The organism is Acinetobacter halotolerans (assembly GCF_004208515.1).
Lineage (GTDB): Bacteria > Pseudomonadota > Gammaproteobacteria > Pseudomonadales > Moraxellaceae > Acinetobacter > Acinetobacter halotolerans.
Genome location: NZ_SGIM01000009.1, coordinates 121,028 through 139,572 on the forward strand (window position 1 = coordinate 121,028; position 18,545 = coordinate 139,572).

The 18,545-nt window shown below is 40.9% G+C and carries 18 protein-coding genes; 11 read left to right on the forward strand and 7 right to left on the reverse strand.

Going from position 1 to position 18,545, the window contains the following annotated elements:
* Positions 1-30 precede the first annotated feature (30 nt).
* The 4 genes from atpD (at position 31) to EXE30_RS11660 (ending at position 4,877) form a co-directional block, all read left to right on the forward strand.
* On the forward strand, positions 31-1,425 hold the full coding sequence (atpD, locus tag EXE30_RS11645) for a F0F1 ATP synthase subunit beta (protein ID WP_004668113.1): 1,395 nt from the start codon (positions 31-33) through the stop codon (positions 1,423-1,425).
* A gap of 27 nt (positions 1,426-1,452) precedes the next feature.
* The gene (locus tag EXE30_RS11650) at positions 1,453-1,872 is read left to right on the forward strand and encodes a F0F1 ATP synthase subunit epsilon (protein ID WP_004668114.1); all 420 of its coding nucleotides are present in this window, start codon (positions 1,453-1,455) and stop codon (positions 1,870-1,872) included.
* Positions 1,873-2,002: 130 nt separating this feature from the next.
* Positions 2,003-2,488, forward strand: a complete 486-nt coding sequence (locus EXE30_RS11655; RefSeq protein WP_228256121.1) for a DUF2846 domain-containing protein — start codon at positions 2,003-2,005, stop codon at positions 2,486-2,488.
* Positions 2,489-2,714: 226 nt separating this feature from the next.
* Positions 2,715-4,877: a hypothetical protein gene (locus tag EXE30_RS11660; protein ID WP_130162525.1), complete on the forward strand. Its 2,163-nt coding sequence runs from the start codon at positions 2,715-2,717 to the stop codon at positions 4,875-4,877.
* Positions 4,878-4,887: 10 nt separating this feature from the next.
* Here EXE30_RS11660 and EXE30_RS11665 read toward each other — a convergent pair whose 3' ends face one another.
* The 4 genes from EXE30_RS11665 to EXE30_RS11680 form a co-directional block, all read right to left on the reverse strand.
* Positions 4,888-5,484 (reverse strand): hypothetical protein, encoded by a 597-nt coding sequence (locus tag EXE30_RS11665; protein ID WP_130162526.1) that lies wholly within the window; start codon positions 5,482-5,484, stop codon positions 4,888-4,890.
* Between the two features lie 179 nt (positions 5,485-5,663).
* Positions 5,664-6,209: a glutathione peroxidase gene (locus tag EXE30_RS11670; protein ID WP_130162527.1), complete on the reverse strand. Its 546-nt coding sequence runs from the start codon at positions 6,207-6,209 to the stop codon at positions 5,664-5,666.
* 99 nt (positions 6,210-6,308) lie between these two features.
* Positions 6,309-7,082, reverse strand: coding sequence for an AraC family transcriptional regulator (locus EXE30_RS11675; protein ID WP_130162528.1), 774 nt, complete (start codon positions 7,080-7,082; stop codon positions 6,309-6,311).
* A 14-nt stretch (positions 7,083-7,096) separates the two neighbouring features.
* Positions 7,097-8,317: an MFS transporter gene (locus EXE30_RS11680; protein ID WP_130162529.1), complete on the reverse strand. Its 1,221-nt coding sequence runs from the start codon at positions 8,315-8,317 to the stop codon at positions 7,097-7,099.
* Between the two features lie 145 nt (positions 8,318-8,462).
* On the opposite strand from EXE30_RS11680, the gene EXE30_RS11685 reads away from it, so the two are divergent.
* Together EXE30_RS11685 and EXE30_RS11690 are read left to right on the forward strand one after the other, a co-directional pair.
* Positions 8,463-9,107: a TetR/AcrR family transcriptional regulator gene (locus EXE30_RS11685; RefSeq protein WP_130162530.1), complete on the forward strand. Its 645-nt coding sequence runs from the start codon at positions 8,463-8,465 to the stop codon at positions 9,105-9,107.
* A 101-nt stretch (positions 9,108-9,208) separates the two neighbouring features.
* On the forward strand, positions 9,209-10,129 hold the full coding sequence (locus EXE30_RS11690) for a DMT family transporter (RefSeq protein WP_130162531.1): 921 nt from the start codon (positions 9,209-9,211) through the stop codon (positions 10,127-10,129).
* A gap of 405 nt (positions 10,130-10,534) precedes the next feature.
* Here EXE30_RS11690 and EXE30_RS11695 read toward each other — a convergent pair whose 3' ends face one another.
* From EXE30_RS11695 to EXE30_RS11705, 3 genes are read right to left on the reverse strand one after another with little or no spacing between them, the layout of a single operon-like run.
* On the reverse strand, positions 10,535-11,104 hold the full coding sequence (locus tag EXE30_RS11695; protein WP_130162532.1) for a Sua5/YciO/YrdC/YwlC family protein: 570 nt from the start codon (positions 11,102-11,104) through the stop codon (positions 10,535-10,537).
* 38 nt (positions 11,105-11,142) lie between these two features.
* The gene (gene dprA / locus EXE30_RS11700) at positions 11,143-12,273 is read right to left on the reverse strand and encodes a DNA-processing protein DprA (protein ID WP_130162533.1); all 1,131 of its coding nucleotides are present in this window, start codon (positions 12,271-12,273) and stop codon (positions 11,143-11,145) included.
* Between the two features lie 24 nt (positions 12,274-12,297).
* Complete coding sequence (locus EXE30_RS11705; protein ID WP_130162534.1) at positions 12,298-13,449, reverse strand: LysM peptidoglycan-binding domain-containing protein; 1,152 nt, start codon at positions 13,447-13,449, stop codon at positions 12,298-12,300.
* Positions 13,450-13,574: 125 nt separating this feature from the next.
* Between EXE30_RS11705 and def the strand changes: the two genes are divergently transcribed.
* From def to EXE30_RS11730, 5 genes are all read left to right on the forward strand, one after another.
* Positions 13,575-14,105 (forward strand): peptide deformylase, encoded by a 531-nt coding sequence (gene def / locus EXE30_RS11710; protein WP_130162535.1) that lies wholly within the window; start codon positions 13,575-13,577, stop codon positions 14,103-14,105.
* A 19-nt stretch (positions 14,106-14,124) separates the two neighbouring features.
* Positions 14,125-14,562, forward strand: coding sequence for a DUF2946 family protein (locus EXE30_RS11715; RefSeq protein WP_130162536.1), 438 nt, complete (start codon positions 14,125-14,127; stop codon positions 14,560-14,562).
* A gap of 102 nt (positions 14,563-14,664) precedes the next feature.
* Positions 14,665-16,761: a TonB-dependent copper receptor gene (locus EXE30_RS11720; RefSeq protein WP_130162537.1), complete on the forward strand. Its 2,097-nt coding sequence runs from the start codon at positions 14,665-14,667 to the stop codon at positions 16,759-16,761.
* 66 nt (positions 16,762-16,827) lie between these two features.
* Positions 16,828-18,009, forward strand: a complete 1,182-nt coding sequence (locus tag EXE30_RS11725; protein ID WP_130162538.1) for a hypothetical protein — start codon at positions 16,828-16,830, stop codon at positions 18,007-18,009.
* Between the two features lie 167 nt (positions 18,010-18,176).
* On the forward strand, positions 18,177-18,494 hold the full coding sequence (locus EXE30_RS11730; protein WP_130162539.1) for a hypothetical protein: 318 nt from the start codon (positions 18,177-18,179) through the stop codon (positions 18,492-18,494).
* Positions 18,495-18,545 lie beyond the last annotated feature (51 nt).

Sequence of the window (18,545 nt, forward strand, 5' to 3'; positions counted from 1 at the left end):
CATTATTAAGTTTGAATTGAGGAGACAGCAATGAGTAGCGGTCGTATCATTCAGATCATCGGCGCGGTTATCGACGTCGAGTTTGAGCGCAATAGCGTTCCTAAGATCTATGACGCTCTCCAAGTTGACGGTACTGAAACTACATTAGAAGTTCAGCAACAGCTTGGCGATGGTGTAGTTCGTACCATCGCAATGGGTTCTACAGAAGGTCTTAAACGTGGTCTTACTGTAACCAGTACAAATGCACCGATTTCAGTTCCTGTGGGTCCAGCAACGCTTGGCCGTATCATGGACGTTTTGGGTCGCCCGATTGATGAAGCAGGTCCTGTTGCAACAGAAGAGCGTTTGCCGATTCATCGTCAAGCTCCTTCTTATGCAGACCAAGCTGCATCTACTGACCTTTTGGAAACTGGTATTAAAGTCATTGACTTACTTTGCCCGTTTGCGAAAGGTGGTAAAGTTGGTCTATTCGGTGGTGCCGGTGTTGGTAAAACCGTGAACATGATGGAGTTGATCAACAACATCGCGAAAGCACACTCAGGTTTATCTGTGTTTGCTGGTGTTGGTGAGCGTACTCGTGAAGGTAACGACTTCTATCACGAAATGAAAGATTCTAACGTTCTTGACAAAGTAGCAATGGTCTACGGTCAGATGAACGAGCCACCGGGTAACCGTTTACGCGTAGCGTTGACTGGTTTGACCATGGCTGAATACTTCCGTGATCAAAAAGACGAAAATGGTAAAGGTCGTGACGTATTATTATTCGTCGACAACATTTACCGTTATACACTTGCGGGTACTGAAGTATCAGCATTGTTAGGTCGTATGCCATCTGCAGTAGGTTACCAACCGACACTTGCAGAAGAAATGGGTGTTCTTCAAGAGCGTATTACGTCTACTAAAACGGGTTCGATCACATCGATCCAAGCAGTATACGTACCTGCCGATGACTTGACAGATCCATCGCCTGCAACAACCTTTGCTCACTTAGATGCAACAGTTGTATTGAGCCGTGACATCGCATCTTCTGGTATTTATCCAGCGATCGATCCACTTGACTCAACTTCACGTCAGTTAGACCCATTGGTTGTTGGTCAAGAGCATTATGAAATTGCACGTTCTGTACAGAACATTTTGCAACGTTATAAAGAGCTTAAAGACATCATCGCGATCTTGGGTATGGATGAATTGGCTGAAGAAGATAAATTGGTTGTTTACCGTGCGCGTAAAATCCAACGTTTCTTCTCTCAACCATTCCACGTTGCTGAAGTGTTCACTGGTGCACCTGGTAAATTAGTATCGCTTAAAGAAACCATTCGTGGCTTTAAAGGTCTATTAGCTGGTGAATACGATCACATCCCAGAACAAGCGTTCTATATGGTGGGTGGTATTGACGAAGTGATTGCTAAGGCCGAGAAACTTTAATTAGCAACTCTAATTTAGGAGGTTCTCATGGCGACGATGCAATGTGATGTCGTAAGTGTGAATGAGTCAATTTACTCTGGCACAGTAACGATGTTGATCGCTAAAGGTGCAGGTGGTGAGCTTGGTATTTTACCTGGGCACGCTCCACTTGTAACTTTACTCCAGCCTGGACCGATTCGTGTTCAGTTGGAAAATGGTACAGAAGAAATTGTTTATGTATCAGGCGGCGTGTTAGAAGTTCAACCTCATGTTGTGACCGTGCTTGCAGATACTGCAATCCGTGCCGACAACTTAGATGAAGCAGCAATTTTGGAAGCTCGTAAACAAGCTGAACAATTGTTGGCGAATCAAAAGAGTGATTTGGACTCTGCTGCTGCACTTGCTTCGCTTGCTGAAACAGCAGCTCAGCTTGAAACGATTCGTAAAATCAAAAATCGTGCAATGTAATTGTTGATTTGAGATAAAAAAAGCCACCGTCAGGTGGCTTTTTTTATGTAAAAATAACTTAAAAATAATATTCAAATAATTGTCGTTTTCATATAAAGTGCGTCACGCATTAAATAATCAAATGAGAAATATGATAATGAAAATTTTCCTTCCTGCTGTTCTTAGTCTTGCATTTGTTGGTTGTGCTACAGTGCCTCAAGCAACACCGCAATTGTCACAACAAGCAAAAAAACTGGATGCTCCAACTGAAGGTAATGCCGCAATTTATGTTTATCGCTCTAATAGTATCGTTGGTGGTGCATTGAAAAAAGATGTATGGATTGATGGTGAATGTTTAGGCGAAACGGCTCGTGGTACGTTCTTCTTAAAAGAAGTGACTGGTAATCAAAAGCATACGGTTTCTACAGAGTCGGAATTTTCACCAAACCATTTGGCACTGACGACGGAAGCGGGTAAACAATATTTCATCCAACAATACATTAAACCAGGGGTATTAGCGGGTGGAGCAAATTTAAAACAAGTTGATGAACAGACAGGTAAAAAAGCAATTGCTGAATATCAATTTGCACAGTCTGGTAAATGTAGTAAAGCAACCATTAGTTTAGATAAGAAATAATGAATCGTCACTGTAAGGTGGCTATTCTTCTATTTTGTTATTCTCAATTGGATGAATTAGGAATATAAATTCAATTTAAGCACCTTTGAAGTTGATTTTGATATCGACCTTGAAGGTGCTTTTTTATTATCTAAAAACATAATATGATGAAGACTTAGCGGGATATGGATCACATCATGCTAAGCGATAAATAACGAGTATATTGAATAAAAAAATTAGGAAAAATATGTTAGCAAGTAATGTCTTAAAGTTGCGCTTGGATCGTATTGAACAACAGGGACATCATTTATCTGTAAAAGATCAATTGAAGTTGGTCACACTTGCTCAACCTGAATTAACCGCAGGCTTATATAGCCATTTATTTCATCCGACTTTACCTAAAACATGGCATTTTCAGCATGGTACTACAGAAGAAATAAACTGCTCCTTACGCTTAATTGCCTTGATTCACCAAGTATTTATACCTGCCTATCAGCAACATGCCCATCGTTTTGCTTGGTTTGAGCAATGCTTGGTATTCCATTTGCAATATGTGAATCAACCCTTGGGCCAGCAACAACGAGATGAAACATTAACGCAGTTAGCAAGCTGTAAAGATAGCCCGCTAAAATTAAGTATTTTGAAGCAATTACATGCTGAATATGATGATATTGAGATTAAGTTTGCATTGGCTGCGCTATATCAACGTTTAGAAGAATGGTCACTCGCAATTGCAATCTATAAAGCGATACTCATACCACCATTGTCACATCCTGAGCATATACATTACGATTTTATCCACTGTTTATTGAGTCGAAATCGTCATCATAATGAGCAGGGAAATAGTGATGTAGTTGAAGCCTTACAGCACTTGGCAAATTTAGAACATATCCAACAACAACACAGACATGAACAGTTAACTCAGTGGGCTGTTTCATTGATGTTGCCTGAGCACTTACAATCTAGTCCTGTTGAGACAACCAAGCTACTGATCGATCTACAACACCGATTAAAATTTGTGGGTCATTCTTTAAACCATTGGTTGGTTACCCATGAATTTATTGTGCCTTATTATAAAAATGTGATTGAAAGTGCACCTAAACTGTTAAATAACAATGAGCTTGTAGTGAGCTTAGATCGGCATAAAGCTGCCAATGAAGCTTTGCAGAAAATTTTAACAGGCCGAGACCTTAAACTAGTGCGTGGTATTCATCCTGCTCATTATAGCTTGGGTTTTATCTGGAACTATTTACACATCAATCCTTTGGTTTTGGATGCCTTGGTGAGTGCGTCTAAAGGTCATCCAGATGCATTTTATAACCTAAAACAAATTCCAGCATCTGATTATGATCATGATGCAGCGGTATCACGTCTATCATCTTACTTAGCAAAACAGCAAGTTGCCTATAATCTGAGCCAGCAAGGACATAGTATTGAATTTGCAGAACATTCGCATCTAGCAGGTTTTGACCTGATTGTAGATGGTACGCCGATGCAGGTGAAGTGTACTCTAGCCTCTGAAGCCGTAGAAAGCTTTGCAAAAAAGCACCCGCATATTGCGATTATTGTAAATATTGAATTGGCACATCTCCAAGAGAAATATGCTTCCGTTTTTGCAGATCTCGCACTGAGTTATGAGTCCGTTCAACACATTGCTCAAACCAGTTTGCAAGATTTGGGTGGTGCTGATGACTTTCTGCCTATACCGCTGATGAATACCGGTTTTGCGGTGTACCGTAATTTTAGCTCGTCTCAGACCAAGCCTGTGTCGCGTCCATATTTAGCTGATAAACAATCAAACTCAGTGATGAAGAGCAGTCTGGCGATTGGTGCAGCGATTGGAGGAATTGTTTCAGGATCAATTGGCGCTTTTGTTATTGGTGGTTTTGCAGTTTATCGTACGTGGAGAGTACAGAAAGTCGAACAAGCTAAACCTATGCAGGAAAAGCAGCAGTTGATCGCTCAATGCAACCTGATTATGGAGCTACTCATCGATCTCGGTGAATGGTTTAATCAGCATTTATTGAAATATCGTGTTGATTTATATGCTTATCAACTTCGACAGATTGAAACGAAACTGATTGGGAAGATTCCTGAAGCTGTACTTTCAACAACTTTATTTTCTTATCAATTTGAAGCTTATCAACGCACATTGAAATTACATCAGTGGATGCAAAAACAACTTGCCTATGACAATCCTAAGCGCAGAGTACAAGCGGGTTGGGTGGCGCTGGCGCAGTCCGATCAGTTTATGTCGATTGAATTAAAACAGCGGGTGATGCAACTCAATGCTGAACTCATAAAATATAAACAAATGTCACAACATGGTTTGCACTTATCAAGCGTTGCTCAACATGCCTCCAATAATCTTGCTAAACCTGCTTATCCGATGCAGGCAATGCAGGTTTAGGGATCGTTTTTTATACCGCGGCTTGAGACTCAGAGTCGGTATTGCCCAATATCAAGGTCGCCAGTTTAAGCATATCCATTTGAATACGATTAAATTGTTGCTCAATTTTTTCAATGTCTAATTGGGTAACATCCAGTTGACCATGAAGGAGTGGCATTTTCAAAAGTTGTTGGTTTGCACTAAGTAAGCGCTGACGAATTTGATCAACTTCATGACTCTTTAGATGAAGTGCCTGTAAGGTATCGTGTAAACCATGCAGATTCTGTTTGAGGTCTGCCGTTGTGTTTTGCAGTTGCTGTGTATTCTTTTCTTGAATCGCTTGCTCAAGCTGGTTTTGTGAACTTTTGAGCAGAGCTGTATAGTCATCGGTTTTCAGCTGTAGTTGTGCAACGTCACGTACGATATTAAATAGGTTACCACTGCTTAACTTTTGAATATCCTGCGGTGGTGTTGTATTGGCATCATCGGTGCTTATGTTTGAGTCAAACTCAGTGTTTGGTTCAGCAATTTGATGGTTTTCTTGCGGCGCTTGATCACAACCGACGAGCGCAAATGTTGTAGCAAGTGTCGTGGCAGAGAAAATGGCTTTTATGGCTAGATTTTTCATCGTGGCTGAACTGCACCAAAATATGAGAAGATCGTCACTATAATGAGAAAGTATGAAGAAAAATGTGATTTTTGCAATTCATTAACATTTTAGTCAAAGAAACTAAATAAGAAAGGGTATTTGGGTGATGCAAAAGAGAAGGAGCGTAATAGGATCCTTCTCTTTTATGGGTTTGTAACTTATTTGGCTAATTCAGCTTCAATCGCAGTCACGATACGCTTATCATCTGCAGTAATATCTGGTGCAAAACGAGCCACGATTTCACCTTTTTTATTAACTAAGAATTTCTCAAAATTCCAGAGTACTTCTGGTGGATTATTTGGTGTTAATCCATAATCAACTAAATCTTTCCACCAAGGACCTTCACCCGTACGCTCTGGAATCGCTTGGGTTAAGGTTTGGTATAACGGATGTTTATCATCGCCAGCGACTGAGATTTTCGCAAATAATGGGAAATGCACATCATAATTAAGTGAACAGAATTGTTGGATTTCATCATTTGAACCTGGTTCTTGTTCTAAGAAATTATTGGCAGGGAAACCTAAAATTTCTAAACCTTGCTCTTTCTTGGCTTGATAGAGTTTTTCTAGGCCTTCATATTGTGGTGTTAAACCACATTTTGAAGCAACGTTAACAATCAGTAGAACTTTGCCTTGATATTGGTCAAGATCAACGTCTTGACCTTTGATATCTTGAACAGGGATGTGATAAACCGATTGGCTCATGAGATAGATCCTAATTTATTGTTGTGACAAGTCTTGATTGTTTTAACTGCTATTGGCTGAGAGTGCAATCCTAAAGATATGAATGCATACAAATAATATTTATATTGCAGCATTTTTAAGTTGAATTGGCGTCTGTCCAGTATAGCGTTTAAAAAATTCAATGAAGCTAGAACTATGATGATAACCCAATGCAAAGGCCAGCTGTTTAATGGTCATGCCTTGACGGATTTGATGAATCGCAAAAATGATTTTCGCTCGATTTCGCCATTCGGATAATGAAAGTTGTAACTCTTGTTGACTCAGGCGAAGCACATGACGGTCGCTGACAGAAAAGTTGTGTAAAACTTGCTGCAAGCTGACATTGAATAATTCAGGATCGGATAACCGTTCTAAGATAGGCACCAAAATAGGATGACTACTTTGTGGTAAATAGTGCGAGTGAGCGGGGGCCTGTTTGAGTTGATCAAATAAAACTTGGAGTAAATGTTCAAGGTATTCAGGTTGTGTCGCTTGTTTTTGTTGTTCTAAAATCTGCACAACCAAAGCACGGAAGAAGGGTGTGATACTAAAACAACGACAGCTATTGCCTAAAAACTGCCCGAACTTAGGGTGTATCCGAATACAAATATAATGAATTTCGTGTTCAACTGGCAGTGATTGGTGTTCGGTACGTGGTGGTAGCCAAAGTCCATAACTCGGCGGTGATAAATAATATTTCCCTTCAATGTCAAACTCTAAAGTGCCATTTAAACTAAAATTAAAGTCACCCCAAAGTGAAGAATGCGGACTGACAACATCATCTTTCTGATAAAGAAATTCATGTACTTCGATACCATTCAGAAAGGGAAGTTGTGCAGCGACATCATGCTTCATTGGGCGTGCTCATATTAATTTTCGCAGGTGAGTTTAGGATTATTTAAACCGCGTGCGAGGGTAAAAATCAATACCAGAGAAAAGAGTACGAGCGGGAGCATAGCAAAAAACAAGATCGTGCCATCAAAATGATCGACAATGATTCCGCCAAACATACTGCCTAAAGCAATCAAAATTAAGAAGGTCAATGTCACCATCGGCATACCTTTTTCCACTGCCTCAGGTGCATGAGTAAACATCCAAATATTTACCGCCGTTGGGATAATGCCATAGGCAAAGCCCCACAACGCCGTCAGTACGATCGCGACCATGATATGTGTGCCAAACATTGGGAGGCTTAAAAATGCCAAAAAGAAGGCAACGCCACTGACTGCAAAAGTATAGCGAATATTGATTTGTCCGAGATAACCCGCAAAGATATTGCCAAAAATTCCTGCAATCCCATAAACCAACAGTAAACGGCTAATTAGGTTGTCAGAGAAATCAATCTGGTGCTTAAAAAAGGCAGAAAAATAACTATAAACGGCAAAGTGTGCAAAGCCCATAAAGATAAAAATAATCAGTCCCTTACGCGCAGCGGGATGTTGTACGAGGATTGGGAGTTCTTTCCAGCGTAGCGAAGAAGATGGTTTTAATTGAGGTAGATACAAGTATTGGAAGATTAAAAGCAAAATCCCCATTAATGAAATGACTGTAAAAGACGTGCGCCATCCATTATATTGCGCGAGCCATGTACCCATTGGCACACCCAGTACGCTTGCCAGCGTGACACCGAACGCGACCCATGCGGTTGCTTTGGCAATAGGTAAATGCGGTGGAGCAAGACGACCACTCAAAGCAACTGCGGTTGCCCAAAAGCCACCAATCGCAATCCCTAAAATAATTCTTCCGAGCAGTAAAAGCGTGAAATTTGGTGCAAAGGCCGTGATGAAATTCGCGAGAATCATCAGCAAGGTTAACATCAGTAACAGCGGTCGCCGATCTAGTGTTTTGGCAGACACAGGAATGAGTACTGCTGCAAACATCCCAACAATGGCAGTTAAAGAAACGGTGAGACCTGCTGTGCCCACAGAGATCTGAAAATCACGCGCGATTTCATTCAGTACGCCAACCGCAAGAAACTCACCTGTGACCAAGGCAAAAGCACTGAGGGTCACGGATAGAAGTGCAAACCAATTGCCTTGTGTTTGGCTTGACTGAATGGGGGGTATTTCGCTAGAAAGGGAGTTTTCCATAAAAATTCCTTTATTGTTAGTAAGATAACAATAAAATTTGAAAATGAATAATGTTTTATAACGATCGTTAAAAAATAAAATAGTTGATCAAAGCCATTCAGTCAATTATTTTATAATGATCGCTATAAAAATATTTGTGATCCTTATGACTCAACCACCTGCTGCTCTGCCGCCATCTTGTGATGATCTGCAAAAAAAGAAGCGTGGGCGCCCAAAGTGTTTTGATGAACAGCAGGCTTTAGAAAAGGCGATGTTGTTATTCTGGGAGCATGGCTATGAGGCAACTTCGATTAGTGATTTAACTCATGCTTTAGCGCTTACGGCTCCGAGTCTCTACAGTAGTTTTGGTGATAAAACAGGGTTGTTTTATAAATGCATTGATTACTATCTTGCGCATGAAGCTTGTCCAATCGAAGCGATTTTCTTAGAGGCCAAAACCACAAAGGTGGCATTTGAACTTTTTCTTTATGACAATGTTCAGCGCCTAGCACAACCCGATAAACCTTCGGGTTGTATGCTGGTGGTTGCAACCATGAATTGTTCTGATAATGCCCAAGCGATACAATACAATATTCTTGAAAAGCGTCTGAAAACCAAACAAAAAATGCTGCAACGTTTACAGCAAGGCGTTGTTGATGGTGATTTGGCAGCCACAGCACCATTAGCCGAAATGGCCGATTTTTACTCAACGGTTTTGCAAGGCTTAACCATACAAGCACGAGATGGGGCAACGGTCGCACAGTTACATAAAGTGGTTGAACACGCGATGCGGACTTGGGAGTTATTCTAATCAATGTCGTAAGCGCGATATAAATGTCTGAAATACGATATTTCAATTAATTTAGACATCTTTCACAATAGCCACATTGCTGAAATATTGTGAGAAAGGTGATGGGTCAGTTAACAAAATATCAAAAATGGGCATTTGTGTTGCCCTTGATTGCGGTCTTAATTTGGTCACTGAATATTGTGGTGACCCGTTATGTGGCTGATCTGATTTCACCTGTCAGTATTAGTTTTTATCGGTGGTTTGTGGCTTTTCTTATTTTGACACCGTTTATGTTGCCGAAAGTTTGGCAGCAACGCACTTTAATTCGCCCATTGATCGGTAAGTTAGCCATATTGAGTGCATTTGGTATGGTGTTATACCAAGGCTTGTCTTATACCGCAGCACATTATACCACTGCCACCAACATGGGTATTGTGAATGCTTTTGTTCCTGTATTTACCATATTTATTTCGTATCTAATTTTGAAAGACCGACCGAATCGGTTTGCGATTTTTGGTAGTTTGTTGTCATTTGCAGGTTTGATCTATGTCATGAGCCAAGGGCATATTTCCAGTTTATTTGCCCAAGGCGGACACTGGGGCGATGCGGTGATGGTCATCGCTGTTGGTTTCTATGCCTTCTATGGTGTATTCCTAAAAAAATGGCAACTGCAATTGCCTTTAATGACCAGTTTATATGTACAAATTGCATTTGCGTTGTTGTACCACCTGCCATTTTTACTGTGGTTTGGGCTAGACCGCATCAATGCTGATAATGCCGCAAGTGTATTGTATGCAGGTATGTTTCCATCATTGATTGCGCCATTATTATGGATGCTTGCTGTGCAATCGATCGGTCCAAACCGAACCAGTATTTTTATGAATTTAATGCCAGTGTTTACTGCCATTATTGCCAGTTTTTGGTTGGCAGAAAGCTGGACGATTTATCATACTGTTGGAGGGGTAATGATTCTTGTAGGGATCGTGATGGCGCAGAAAAAAACCGTGAAATTATCAGCCCGAGTGTTAGAGCCAACGACTTAAGATGTATTTAGAATGCGTGTTTGTGTAAAAAATAGACAAACGCGCAAAATAATAGATATGAAGACTATTCTTTCTATTTGATATTAAACGTATATTTTGAAGAAAAGCTAAAATTGTGATCAAAAAAAAGCTGAATAAAAATAGAAATATAATTTTATTGAAAGTATAGAAGTGACAAAATTGGTACGCTTTTCACCTTTTTTGCGCGGCAAATAATATATTTGTATAAATAGGATGATTGATCCATAATAAGCGCAGAAGCAAATTGATACATTTTAGTGTTTAGATTGCTTGCCGAATTTGTGAACCCTCTGGATGTGATTATACACATCCTTTTTATGCTCAGTTATCCCTATATAACTGAGCTTTTTTTTGTCTGCATTTTGGCTCATTTTATCCGTTGTTTTATGCCCGAATCACTTCGCCTGTGAGCGCATTTAAAATTCGACTCGGTTCTTGGCTCTGTCCTAGATCACCTTCTAGATAATTTAATGTGGAACCAAAATAACGTTGTGCCTGTTCTAAGCTATGTGCAGGCGTTAAACCTGCCGGATTGGCACTGGTCGAGACAATAAAGCCATCAAAAGCATTGCACAGCTCGACACACAATGGATGGGTGGTGACACGCACAGCAACCAAAGGATGTTGCCCTTTAATCCATGTTGGAATCTGTTGATCAGCAGGTAGTAACCACGTGGTTGCGCGTTCAACGGGAGTGCGGTTAGACCAACTATTGATGACTTGCTGGCGTATTTTGGGAGTCAAACTTTGTAATAAATGTTCGACTTGTGCGATTTGCCCAGCCAGTAAAATTACGCCTTTTTCGATTGGGCGATGTTTTAGCTCAAGTATATTTTGAAATGCCTGCTCATTCTTTGGGTCACAACCCAGTCCCCAAACGGCTTCTGTCGGATATGCCAATACTTGACCTTGTTTGAGCAACTGAGCAGCTTCAGAGATGGAGGACGTTATCATGTGAGAGTGTAAAAATAAAAATAAGCGGAGGTGTTAGTTTAAAGCATTGGGCGACAACGTAAATAGCGTCCGCCTTGTTGTGTGCACAATCCTAATAATTCGAGTTCCATTAATTGTGCCGTTAACGCTGCAATAGCACTTTGGTTACGTTGAGCGAGTTGATCTAAGTCTTGACCGACCCAGTCTAACATTTGATAGAGGCCAATGAGATGTTGCGGAAGACTTGCTGCGGTGGGAGAGGTGTCTTCGACTTGCTGTTGTTGAGTTTGCCACTGTGTAGGCAATGCCAAATCTTCAATCACTTGTTCAGGATGGTCGACTAGAATCGCACCTTCACGAATCAGTTGATGGCAACCTTGATGGTGTTCGCTATAAATATGCCCAGGGATTGCAAATACCATTTTGCCCTGATTGGCTGCCTCGTTTGCGGTGATCAGAGAACCACTTTTTAATGCGGCCTCCACTACAACCACACCGAGACTTAAACCACTGACGATACGGTTACGTCGAGGAAAGTGTTGTTGTAAAGGCATTGTGGTCGGTAGAAACTCGGTCACAATGGCACCTGATTGAATAATCTGTTGAGCCAGTTGTTTGTTTTGAGCAGGGTAAACGGTATCTAAACCTGTGCCGACCACGGCAATGGTGCGCTGATGAGCGAGTCCGCCTTGATGCGCGGCTTGGTCGATTCCATGTGCCAAGCCACTGCTAATATAAAAACCTTTTTCACTTAAATAATAGGCAAAATCATAAGCCACTTGCCGCCCATGGGGACTCGGTTTTCGACTACCAACCATGGCAATTTGTGGCTGTAATAACGCGTGCGCTTGACCCTGTCCAAATAAAATCGGTGGATGATCAGCATAGGGTAAAAGTTGGGTCGGATAATCGATATCGTTAGGGGTTAGAATAAAATCGCTATGTTTACAAATCAATTGAACCAGTTGTTCAAACTGTTGCCTTCCTTGAGGCGTTTGGAATGTTTCCACGCGTTTTAAGTGATTGGCATGTAAGCCGAGTTGTTGCCATTCTGAAAAACGGTCTGCTTGGGTCGCTTGTTCACAATCCCCAAAATAGTGGATGATTTTTTTGAAACTAGAAAGCGAATGCTGAACCAAATACCACAACAACACAGTGTGGTAGTGATGAGGTGATAGTTGGTTCAACATTTCAGATCATTGCTCAGTCATCAACTAGTCTTCAAGACGAGGTGATTTGATGTTTGAGCCGACTTTAATCGGTAAATCACTTTCGAGTACATAGGCATAACTCAGACGATCAAAGCTCTTAAAGATCATCACATTACCCACATATTGTCCAGGTAATTTGACCATTTCTTTGGTTTTAGGATCTTTGACGGTTTCGCCGTCTTGATAAGCATTAAACACTTGCCCGATTTCAATACCGTCAGTGGTACCGCGATCAACAGTGACGACACCATTTTTAGCAGCAGTACCGATTGAGCCCATGACACGAATGATTTTACCGCCATCTTTGACTTGTTTGGCATCACTTGGATAGAACAGGGTCGGTAACATTGCATCTTGTTCAGCCATCACACGATCGCCACGGCGTACTTCACCGTTGTAGCTATCGGTTAATTCAACTGTGGTGATGTCATTTTCATTGCGAATCGCAACTCCAGAAGCGACTTGTGTGAGCTCTACACCGAGATTTTGCTTTTTACCGTGTTCATCAACAATGATGTAGGGTTCGCCTTCGCGGAATACGCCATAACGTTGACCATTTTCTAGCCCTTTACCACGTACATAGACACTTTGACCTTTGCCCGCGAGGACACGTTTGTCAGCGGTCCCTAAAATGTATGGGGTATGTGCAATGGTATCTGCTGGAAGAATAGAGGTGCGTTCTAACCATTGTTGAATATGCGCCAGTGGAATTACTGGTACGCTATTGTTCAAGGCCTCAACACGGACTTGTGGGCGTAAGGTTGAGGTGTTGCCAGTGTAGCGACGAATGATCCCTGCACAGCCATCGCCTTCATCTTTCCCGATTAAAGGTTTGCCATTTAAAGTACACAGTAATAGTCGATCGCCAGGATAGATCCAGTGCGGATTTTTAACATGTTTATTGCTGGCCCATATTTCTGGCCAGCGCCAAGGTTTGCTTAAAAATTTACCCGAAATATCCCAAAGGGTGTCACCTTTTTTCACCACATAAACATGAGGCGCGCCAGCTTTCACAGAAGGAGGGCTGACATTTGGACTTGCTGCATGAGCGAGATTGACGCTCATCCCCAATCCCGCGCAAATCGCGACAGCAATCAGTTGTTTTTTTAACCCCAAGGCATGAAATGAGTGTATGCCGTTTAAAACCTTTTTCATTATCATAATTCCTAAAAATTATGTGCGTAGTTGCGTTATAATAACGACATTACACACATTTTTTTTTGATCAAGCATTCCCTTCAGTCGGTTTTCTGATCAACGGCATAAGTTGAGGATGTCAGTATGGCCTTATTACCTATTCTAAGTTTCCCTGATCCCCGCCTTCGCACCATTGCTAAGCCAGTCGAAGAAGTCACTGATGATATTCGTCAGCTTGCAGCAGATATGCTTGAAACCATGTACGAGGCACCGGGTATAGGTTTAGCGGCATCTCAGGTTGATCATCATATTCAGCTTATTGTTATGGACATCTCTGAAGAGAAAAACCAACCAATGGTGTTCATTAACCCCAAAGTCACTCCGCTGACTGTAGATACTCAGCCTTATGAAGAAGGCTGTCTCTCTGTGCCTCAAATATACGACAAAGTTGAGCGTCCGTCACGCGTAAAAATCGAAGCAATTAACCTTGAAGGTCAAGCATTTGAGTTAGAAGCTGACGAACTTCTCGCTGTTTGCATCCAACATGAAATGGATCACTTAAATGGCAAACTTTTTGTGGATTATTTATCGCCATTAAAACGTCAGCGTGCTCGTGAAAAAGTGGAAAAAGTGATTCGCCAGCGTGAAAAAGAGAAAGTGGCAGTTAAGCGCTAAGCTATAAAATCTTTTAAAGATGTTTTCTTTGTTTCGTTGTGGTTTGCTGTTTGCATTCGCCGCGGTTTGTTTACAGATCGCGGTATTTTTGCAACCGCTACTCCCGAAGCAATATCAAATTGCACCTGTGTGTGAAACGATTACCCAAGCCTTACTGTCACCCAAAATACAAACCGACCCCAACCATCACGTACATTCTTCGCATCATCACGCACATCAACTTGAACATACTCAAGTCTCGATGCCGCAACATGATCATCATGATCCGAATCATCAATGTCAGTATTGTACTGTCTATGCCAACTTGATCCTGCCACCTGAGTTGGGGATTAAAGAGGTCTTGGTTCGGATTCAGATCCGTTTAGTGGCCTATCAACATGCCTTTAGGCATGTTTATTTTGCGCTACAACAACTGTTTTTATTGCCCCAAGGGCGAGCCCCGCCACACTTTGCATAAATCATTGCTTTTTAAATAGGGCGAATCCAATTCGCCGCTACGAGAGTTTGTAAATTTGATTTTGCAAGCTCAAGCCGTGTTTATGTTTAAGGGAAAGCTCTTATGGCTCAGCCTAAATTTTTATTACAACCGCTTATGGTTGCGATGCTTGCTGTCTCAAATACCGCGATGGTGTGGGCAAGTACGGAAACTCAATCAACGCAACAACCTGCTCAAGTCGTGCTTGCACCGATCGTCATCACTGCACAACAACCCAATCAGAGCAACGGATTGGTCATTCAAGCCGATCCGAAGCAACCGATTCAGCCTGTACCTGCAACCGATGGCGCAGATTATTTACAAAGCATTATGGGATTCAATGCCATTAAAAATGGAGGCAGCAACGGCGATGTTACCTTCCGTGGCATGTTTGGTTCGCGCATTAAAATGTTGGTGGATGGCAGTGAAAACCTAGGTGCTTGTCCATCTCGGATGGATGCACCGACTTCATATATTCAACCTGAAAGCTTTGACCAAATCACGGTGATTAAAGGGCCGCAAACGGTTCAATATGCAACGCCTGGGTCTGCGGCAACCGTGATTTTTGAGCGTCAACCTGAAAACTTAAGCAAAGATCAACCCTATCGCGGTCAAGCCAGTGTTTTGCTCGGCTCTTATGGACGTTTAGATCATAATGTTGAAACTGCAATTGGGGATGAAACGAAATATGCACGTTTGAATGCCAATCGTTCTGTGGCGGATGATTATCAAGATGGTGACGGGAAAAATGTTCATTCCAATTGGGAGCGTTGGGGGGCGGATCTTGTCCTAGGTTGGAAACCGACTGACGATGCTTGGTTAGAACTTCGTGCAGGTAAAGGCGACGGTGAAGCTGCCTATGCAGGTCGTGGTATGGATGGCGCACAATTTAAACGTGAAAGTTTGAGCTTACATGCCGAGCAGAAAAATCTGAACAACGTGATTAAAAAAGTCCAAGCACAAGTGGACTATAGCTATAACGATCACATCATGGATAATTTTAGTTTACGTACTCCGCCGATGACCAATATGAATATGCACGGCATGCAGATGATGGTACCGAATAAAATGTCGATGCGTGTTGATCGCCGTACGTTAAATACCCGTTTGGCGGTCACGACAGATTGGGATAAATTCAGCGTGATTTCAGGGTTGGATAGCCAGCATAACAAGCATGGTGGTGACATGGTGATGTATGCCATGCCTAAAATGAGTTCGCCTTATGCTGAAGATCTAAAGTTCCAGTCTTATGGTGCGTTTACTGAATGGACTTATAACGTTGATGCCGATCAAAAATTAGTTGCAGGTATGCGCGTCGATCAGGTCGAGATTGATCAACTTCAAAATGGTAAAAACCGCAAGGATACCGTACCAAGTGGCTTTATCCGGTTTGAAAAAGTGTTACCTGAACATGGCGTGAGAACCTATGCAGGCGTGGGCTATGTTGAACGCACCCCTGATTTTTGGGAGTTGTATAGTACTTCAACAGATCGTGGGGTCGGAACAACCGATATGATGGGTGTCACCAGCTATCGTATGATCGATAACTTAGACAATTTGAACAATGAACGTACGGCACAGCTCGATATTGGTTTTCAAGCGGAACATGGTGCATGGAATACCTGGGCTTCAGCCTATGCAGGTTTAATTAAAGATTTCATTTTGTTGGAATATCATACGCCTGATAAGCGAAAACCTTTGGCACGTAATGTGGATGCAACCATTGCTGGGGCAGAAGCGGGTGTTGGTTACCAATTTACTGATCAGATCCAAGCGGATGTATCTACTATGTATGCTTGGGGGAAAAATACCTCTGATGGTCGTGCTTTACCGCAAATTTCACCTTTAGAGGGACGTATTAACCTTCGCTATATCGAGGATAAATATAGTTTGGGGCTATTATGGCGTGTGGTTGCTAAACAAAATCGTATTAGCCTAAATGAAGGAAATGTGGTTGGCTATGACATGAATCCAAGTAAAGCGTTCGATACTTTGGCTTTGAATGGGACATATAAATTAACAGATACTGTTGATGTGTCAGTTGGTGTCGATAATGTCTTGGATAAGACCTACACCGAACATCTCAATAAAGCGGGTGCGTCCATGTTTGGATATGGTGCCAGTGAACAGTTCAATAATATTGGTCGAAATTACTGGATGCGCATGAGCATGAAGTTCTAATTTAGGATAGGGACGGTCAGCTCAATGCAATGCTTTGGGCTGATCGAAGTTGATATAGGATGAAGCATGCCAAATATTTTGGATCAAAAAATAAGAATTATTCAAGAATTACAACAACAAGGATATTGTCGCATAGTCGTTAACGAATGGACGGATGAAACTCGGCAAGATTTAGTAAATTTGTTGGAACAAGTCGGTGTAGAGAATTATCAGTTTCATAAAATTAAAAATGAATTAAATGCTTATTTGATTGTGCAAGAAAATGTAATCAATACAGTTCCTTATAAATTAGAAAATGCTTCTATCTCTAGACGTTCATTTTTAAAGATATTGCCATTAACGCTGGCTCTAATGGTGCTTGCTTTTACAGTTTTATTGAGTGGTTATTCCAACGACTTGATGTCCTCTATCATGGTTATCCTGATTCCTTTGATTCTTGGGGCATTATTTGAATATATTATGATTCGAGAACAGCAGAATTCTATTCTTCTATCCAAGATATTTAAGATTCAGCCCTTAGTATTGGTGATTGTGATTGCTTTCTGTGTGGTTGTTTTAAAAGAAGGAATTATCTGCTTAATTATGTTTTTGCCAATTTTACTGATTGGCTTGTTAGTCGGGGCGGCGCTCATCCGCCTGATTTGCCATTATCTAGGGAAGCCAAGTGTAAAAATATATTCCATTGCGTTATTACCACTCATTTTATGGCTGTTATTACCTGACTTTAATCGGACGCAATATGAGCAAACACAACGCTCAATGGTTATTCATGCCCCAGCAGAAAAGGTCTTTCATGCGATTAACAATATCGGGCAGATTCAATCTCAAGAAGTAAAAAATAGTTTTATCTTTACTATGGGGTTTCCAAAACCTATTTCTGGTATGACGGAACAGAAAGATGATCAGCTTATCCGTACCATACACTGGGAGCGTGGCATAAAATTTAAAGAAAATGTCACAGCATCTTATCCACCTTATTTATTGTCATGGAATTACCAATTCGATCCAAACTCTTTTCCCAAAGGATTCTTGGATGATCATTTGGAGATAGGCGGACGTTATTTTGATTTGTTAAAAGCAGACTATGAGCTTGAAGAAATTGATGATAAAACGACCAAGTTAACACTGACTATTGATTATCGGATTTCGACAGAATATAACTGGTACAGTAAATTATGGGCGAACTTTATTTTAAATGAATTCAGTGATGTCGTGATGAATTTACATAAGCAGCGATTGGAGAAATAGAGGAAAAATAATAAATGATTTAAAACAACTGTGTTTTATTCAGTTACTAAGAGTAAAACTTAGATTAATCGGCTTGGTTTATCAAATTAGAGTCTATCCTTTTAGCAGCACATATTGTTAAGCATTACTTAATATGATTTTTAAAATTTAATGAAGGTTAGTTTCTTGTGAAAAAAATTATTGTTATTTCTTTACTTTTAATAGCTGCTTTTTTCGCTGGAAAATTCGCATTTAATTTAATATACAATAAGGAAAATGAACAATATATCAATGAAATAGTACATCAAGATTCAATTGTTCAAAAAGAATATGGGGCTATCAAAAAATATAATGTTTATAAAGCTGGTAAACGTTTGGGTAGCTCAGGTTTTTATGATTTCAGCGTAGCAATTGAGGGCAGGAATAAGGCTGGACAAATTTACTTAAGACTATATAAAACAACAGATGGAAAATTAGATAAATATGAGGTCACTTTGCTGAATTAGATTCTTTTAAGTTCTAATATTACAAAATAAAAGCCACAATCAATATTGTGG

Coding starts and splice junctions, on each gene's coding strand:
- EXE30_RS11685 (WP_130162530.1), top strand. CDS start 8,463: ATGACTCAACCACCTGCTGCTCTGCCGCCATCTTGTGATGATCTGCAA.
- EXE30_RS11650 (WP_004668114.1), top strand. CDS start 1,453: ATGGCGACGATGCAATGTGATGTCGTAAGTGTGAATGAGTCAATTTAC.
- EXE30_RS11655 (WP_228256121.1), top strand. CDS start 2,003: ATGATAATGAAAATTTTCCTTCCTGCTGTTCTTAGTCTTGCATTTGTT.
- EXE30_RS11670 (WP_130162527.1), bottom strand. CDS start 6,209: ATGAGCCAATCGGTTTATCACATCCCTGTTCAAGATATCAAAGGTCAA.
- EXE30_RS11675 (WP_130162528.1), bottom strand. CDS start 7,082: ATGAAGCATGATGTCGCTGCACAACTTCCCTTTCTGAATGGTATCGAA.
- EXE30_RS11705 (WP_130162534.1), bottom strand. CDS start 13,449: ATGAAAAAGGTTTTAAACGGCATACACTCATTTCATGCCTTGGGGTTA.
- EXE30_RS11665 (WP_130162526.1), bottom strand. CDS start 5,484: ATGAAAAATCTAGCCATAAAAGCCATTTTCTCTGCCACGACACTTGCT.
- EXE30_RS11695 (WP_130162532.1), bottom strand. CDS start 11,104: ATGATAACGTCCTCCATCTCTGAAGCTGCTCAGTTGCTCAAACAAGGT.
- dprA (WP_130162533.1), bottom strand. CDS start 12,273: ATGTTGAACCAACTATCACCTCATCACTACCACACTGTGTTGTTGTGG.
- EXE30_RS11720 (WP_130162537.1), top strand. CDS start 14,665: ATGGCTCAGCCTAAATTTTTATTACAACCGCTTATGGTTGCGATGCTT.
- EXE30_RS11690 (WP_130162531.1), top strand. CDS start 9,209: ATGGGTCAGTTAACAAAATATCAAAAATGGGCATTTGTGTTGCCCTTG.
- def (WP_130162535.1), top strand. CDS start 13,575: ATGGCCTTATTACCTATTCTAAGTTTCCCTGATCCCCGCCTTCGCACC.
- EXE30_RS11660 (WP_130162525.1), top strand. CDS start 2,715: ATGTTAGCAAGTAATGTCTTAAAGTTGCGCTTGGATCGTATTGAACAA.
- EXE30_RS11725 (WP_130162538.1), top strand. CDS start 16,828: ATGCCAAATATTTTGGATCAAAAAATAAGAATTATTCAAGAATTACAA.
- atpD (WP_004668113.1), top strand. CDS start 31: ATGAGTAGCGGTCGTATCATTCAGATCATCGGCGCGGTTATCGACGTC.
- EXE30_RS11680 (WP_130162529.1), bottom strand. CDS start 8,317: ATGGAAAACTCCCTTTCTAGCGAAATACCCCCCATTCAGTCAAGCCAA.
- EXE30_RS11715 (WP_130162536.1), top strand. CDS start 14,125: ATGTTTTCTTTGTTTCGTTGTGGTTTGCTGTTTGCATTCGCCGCGGTT.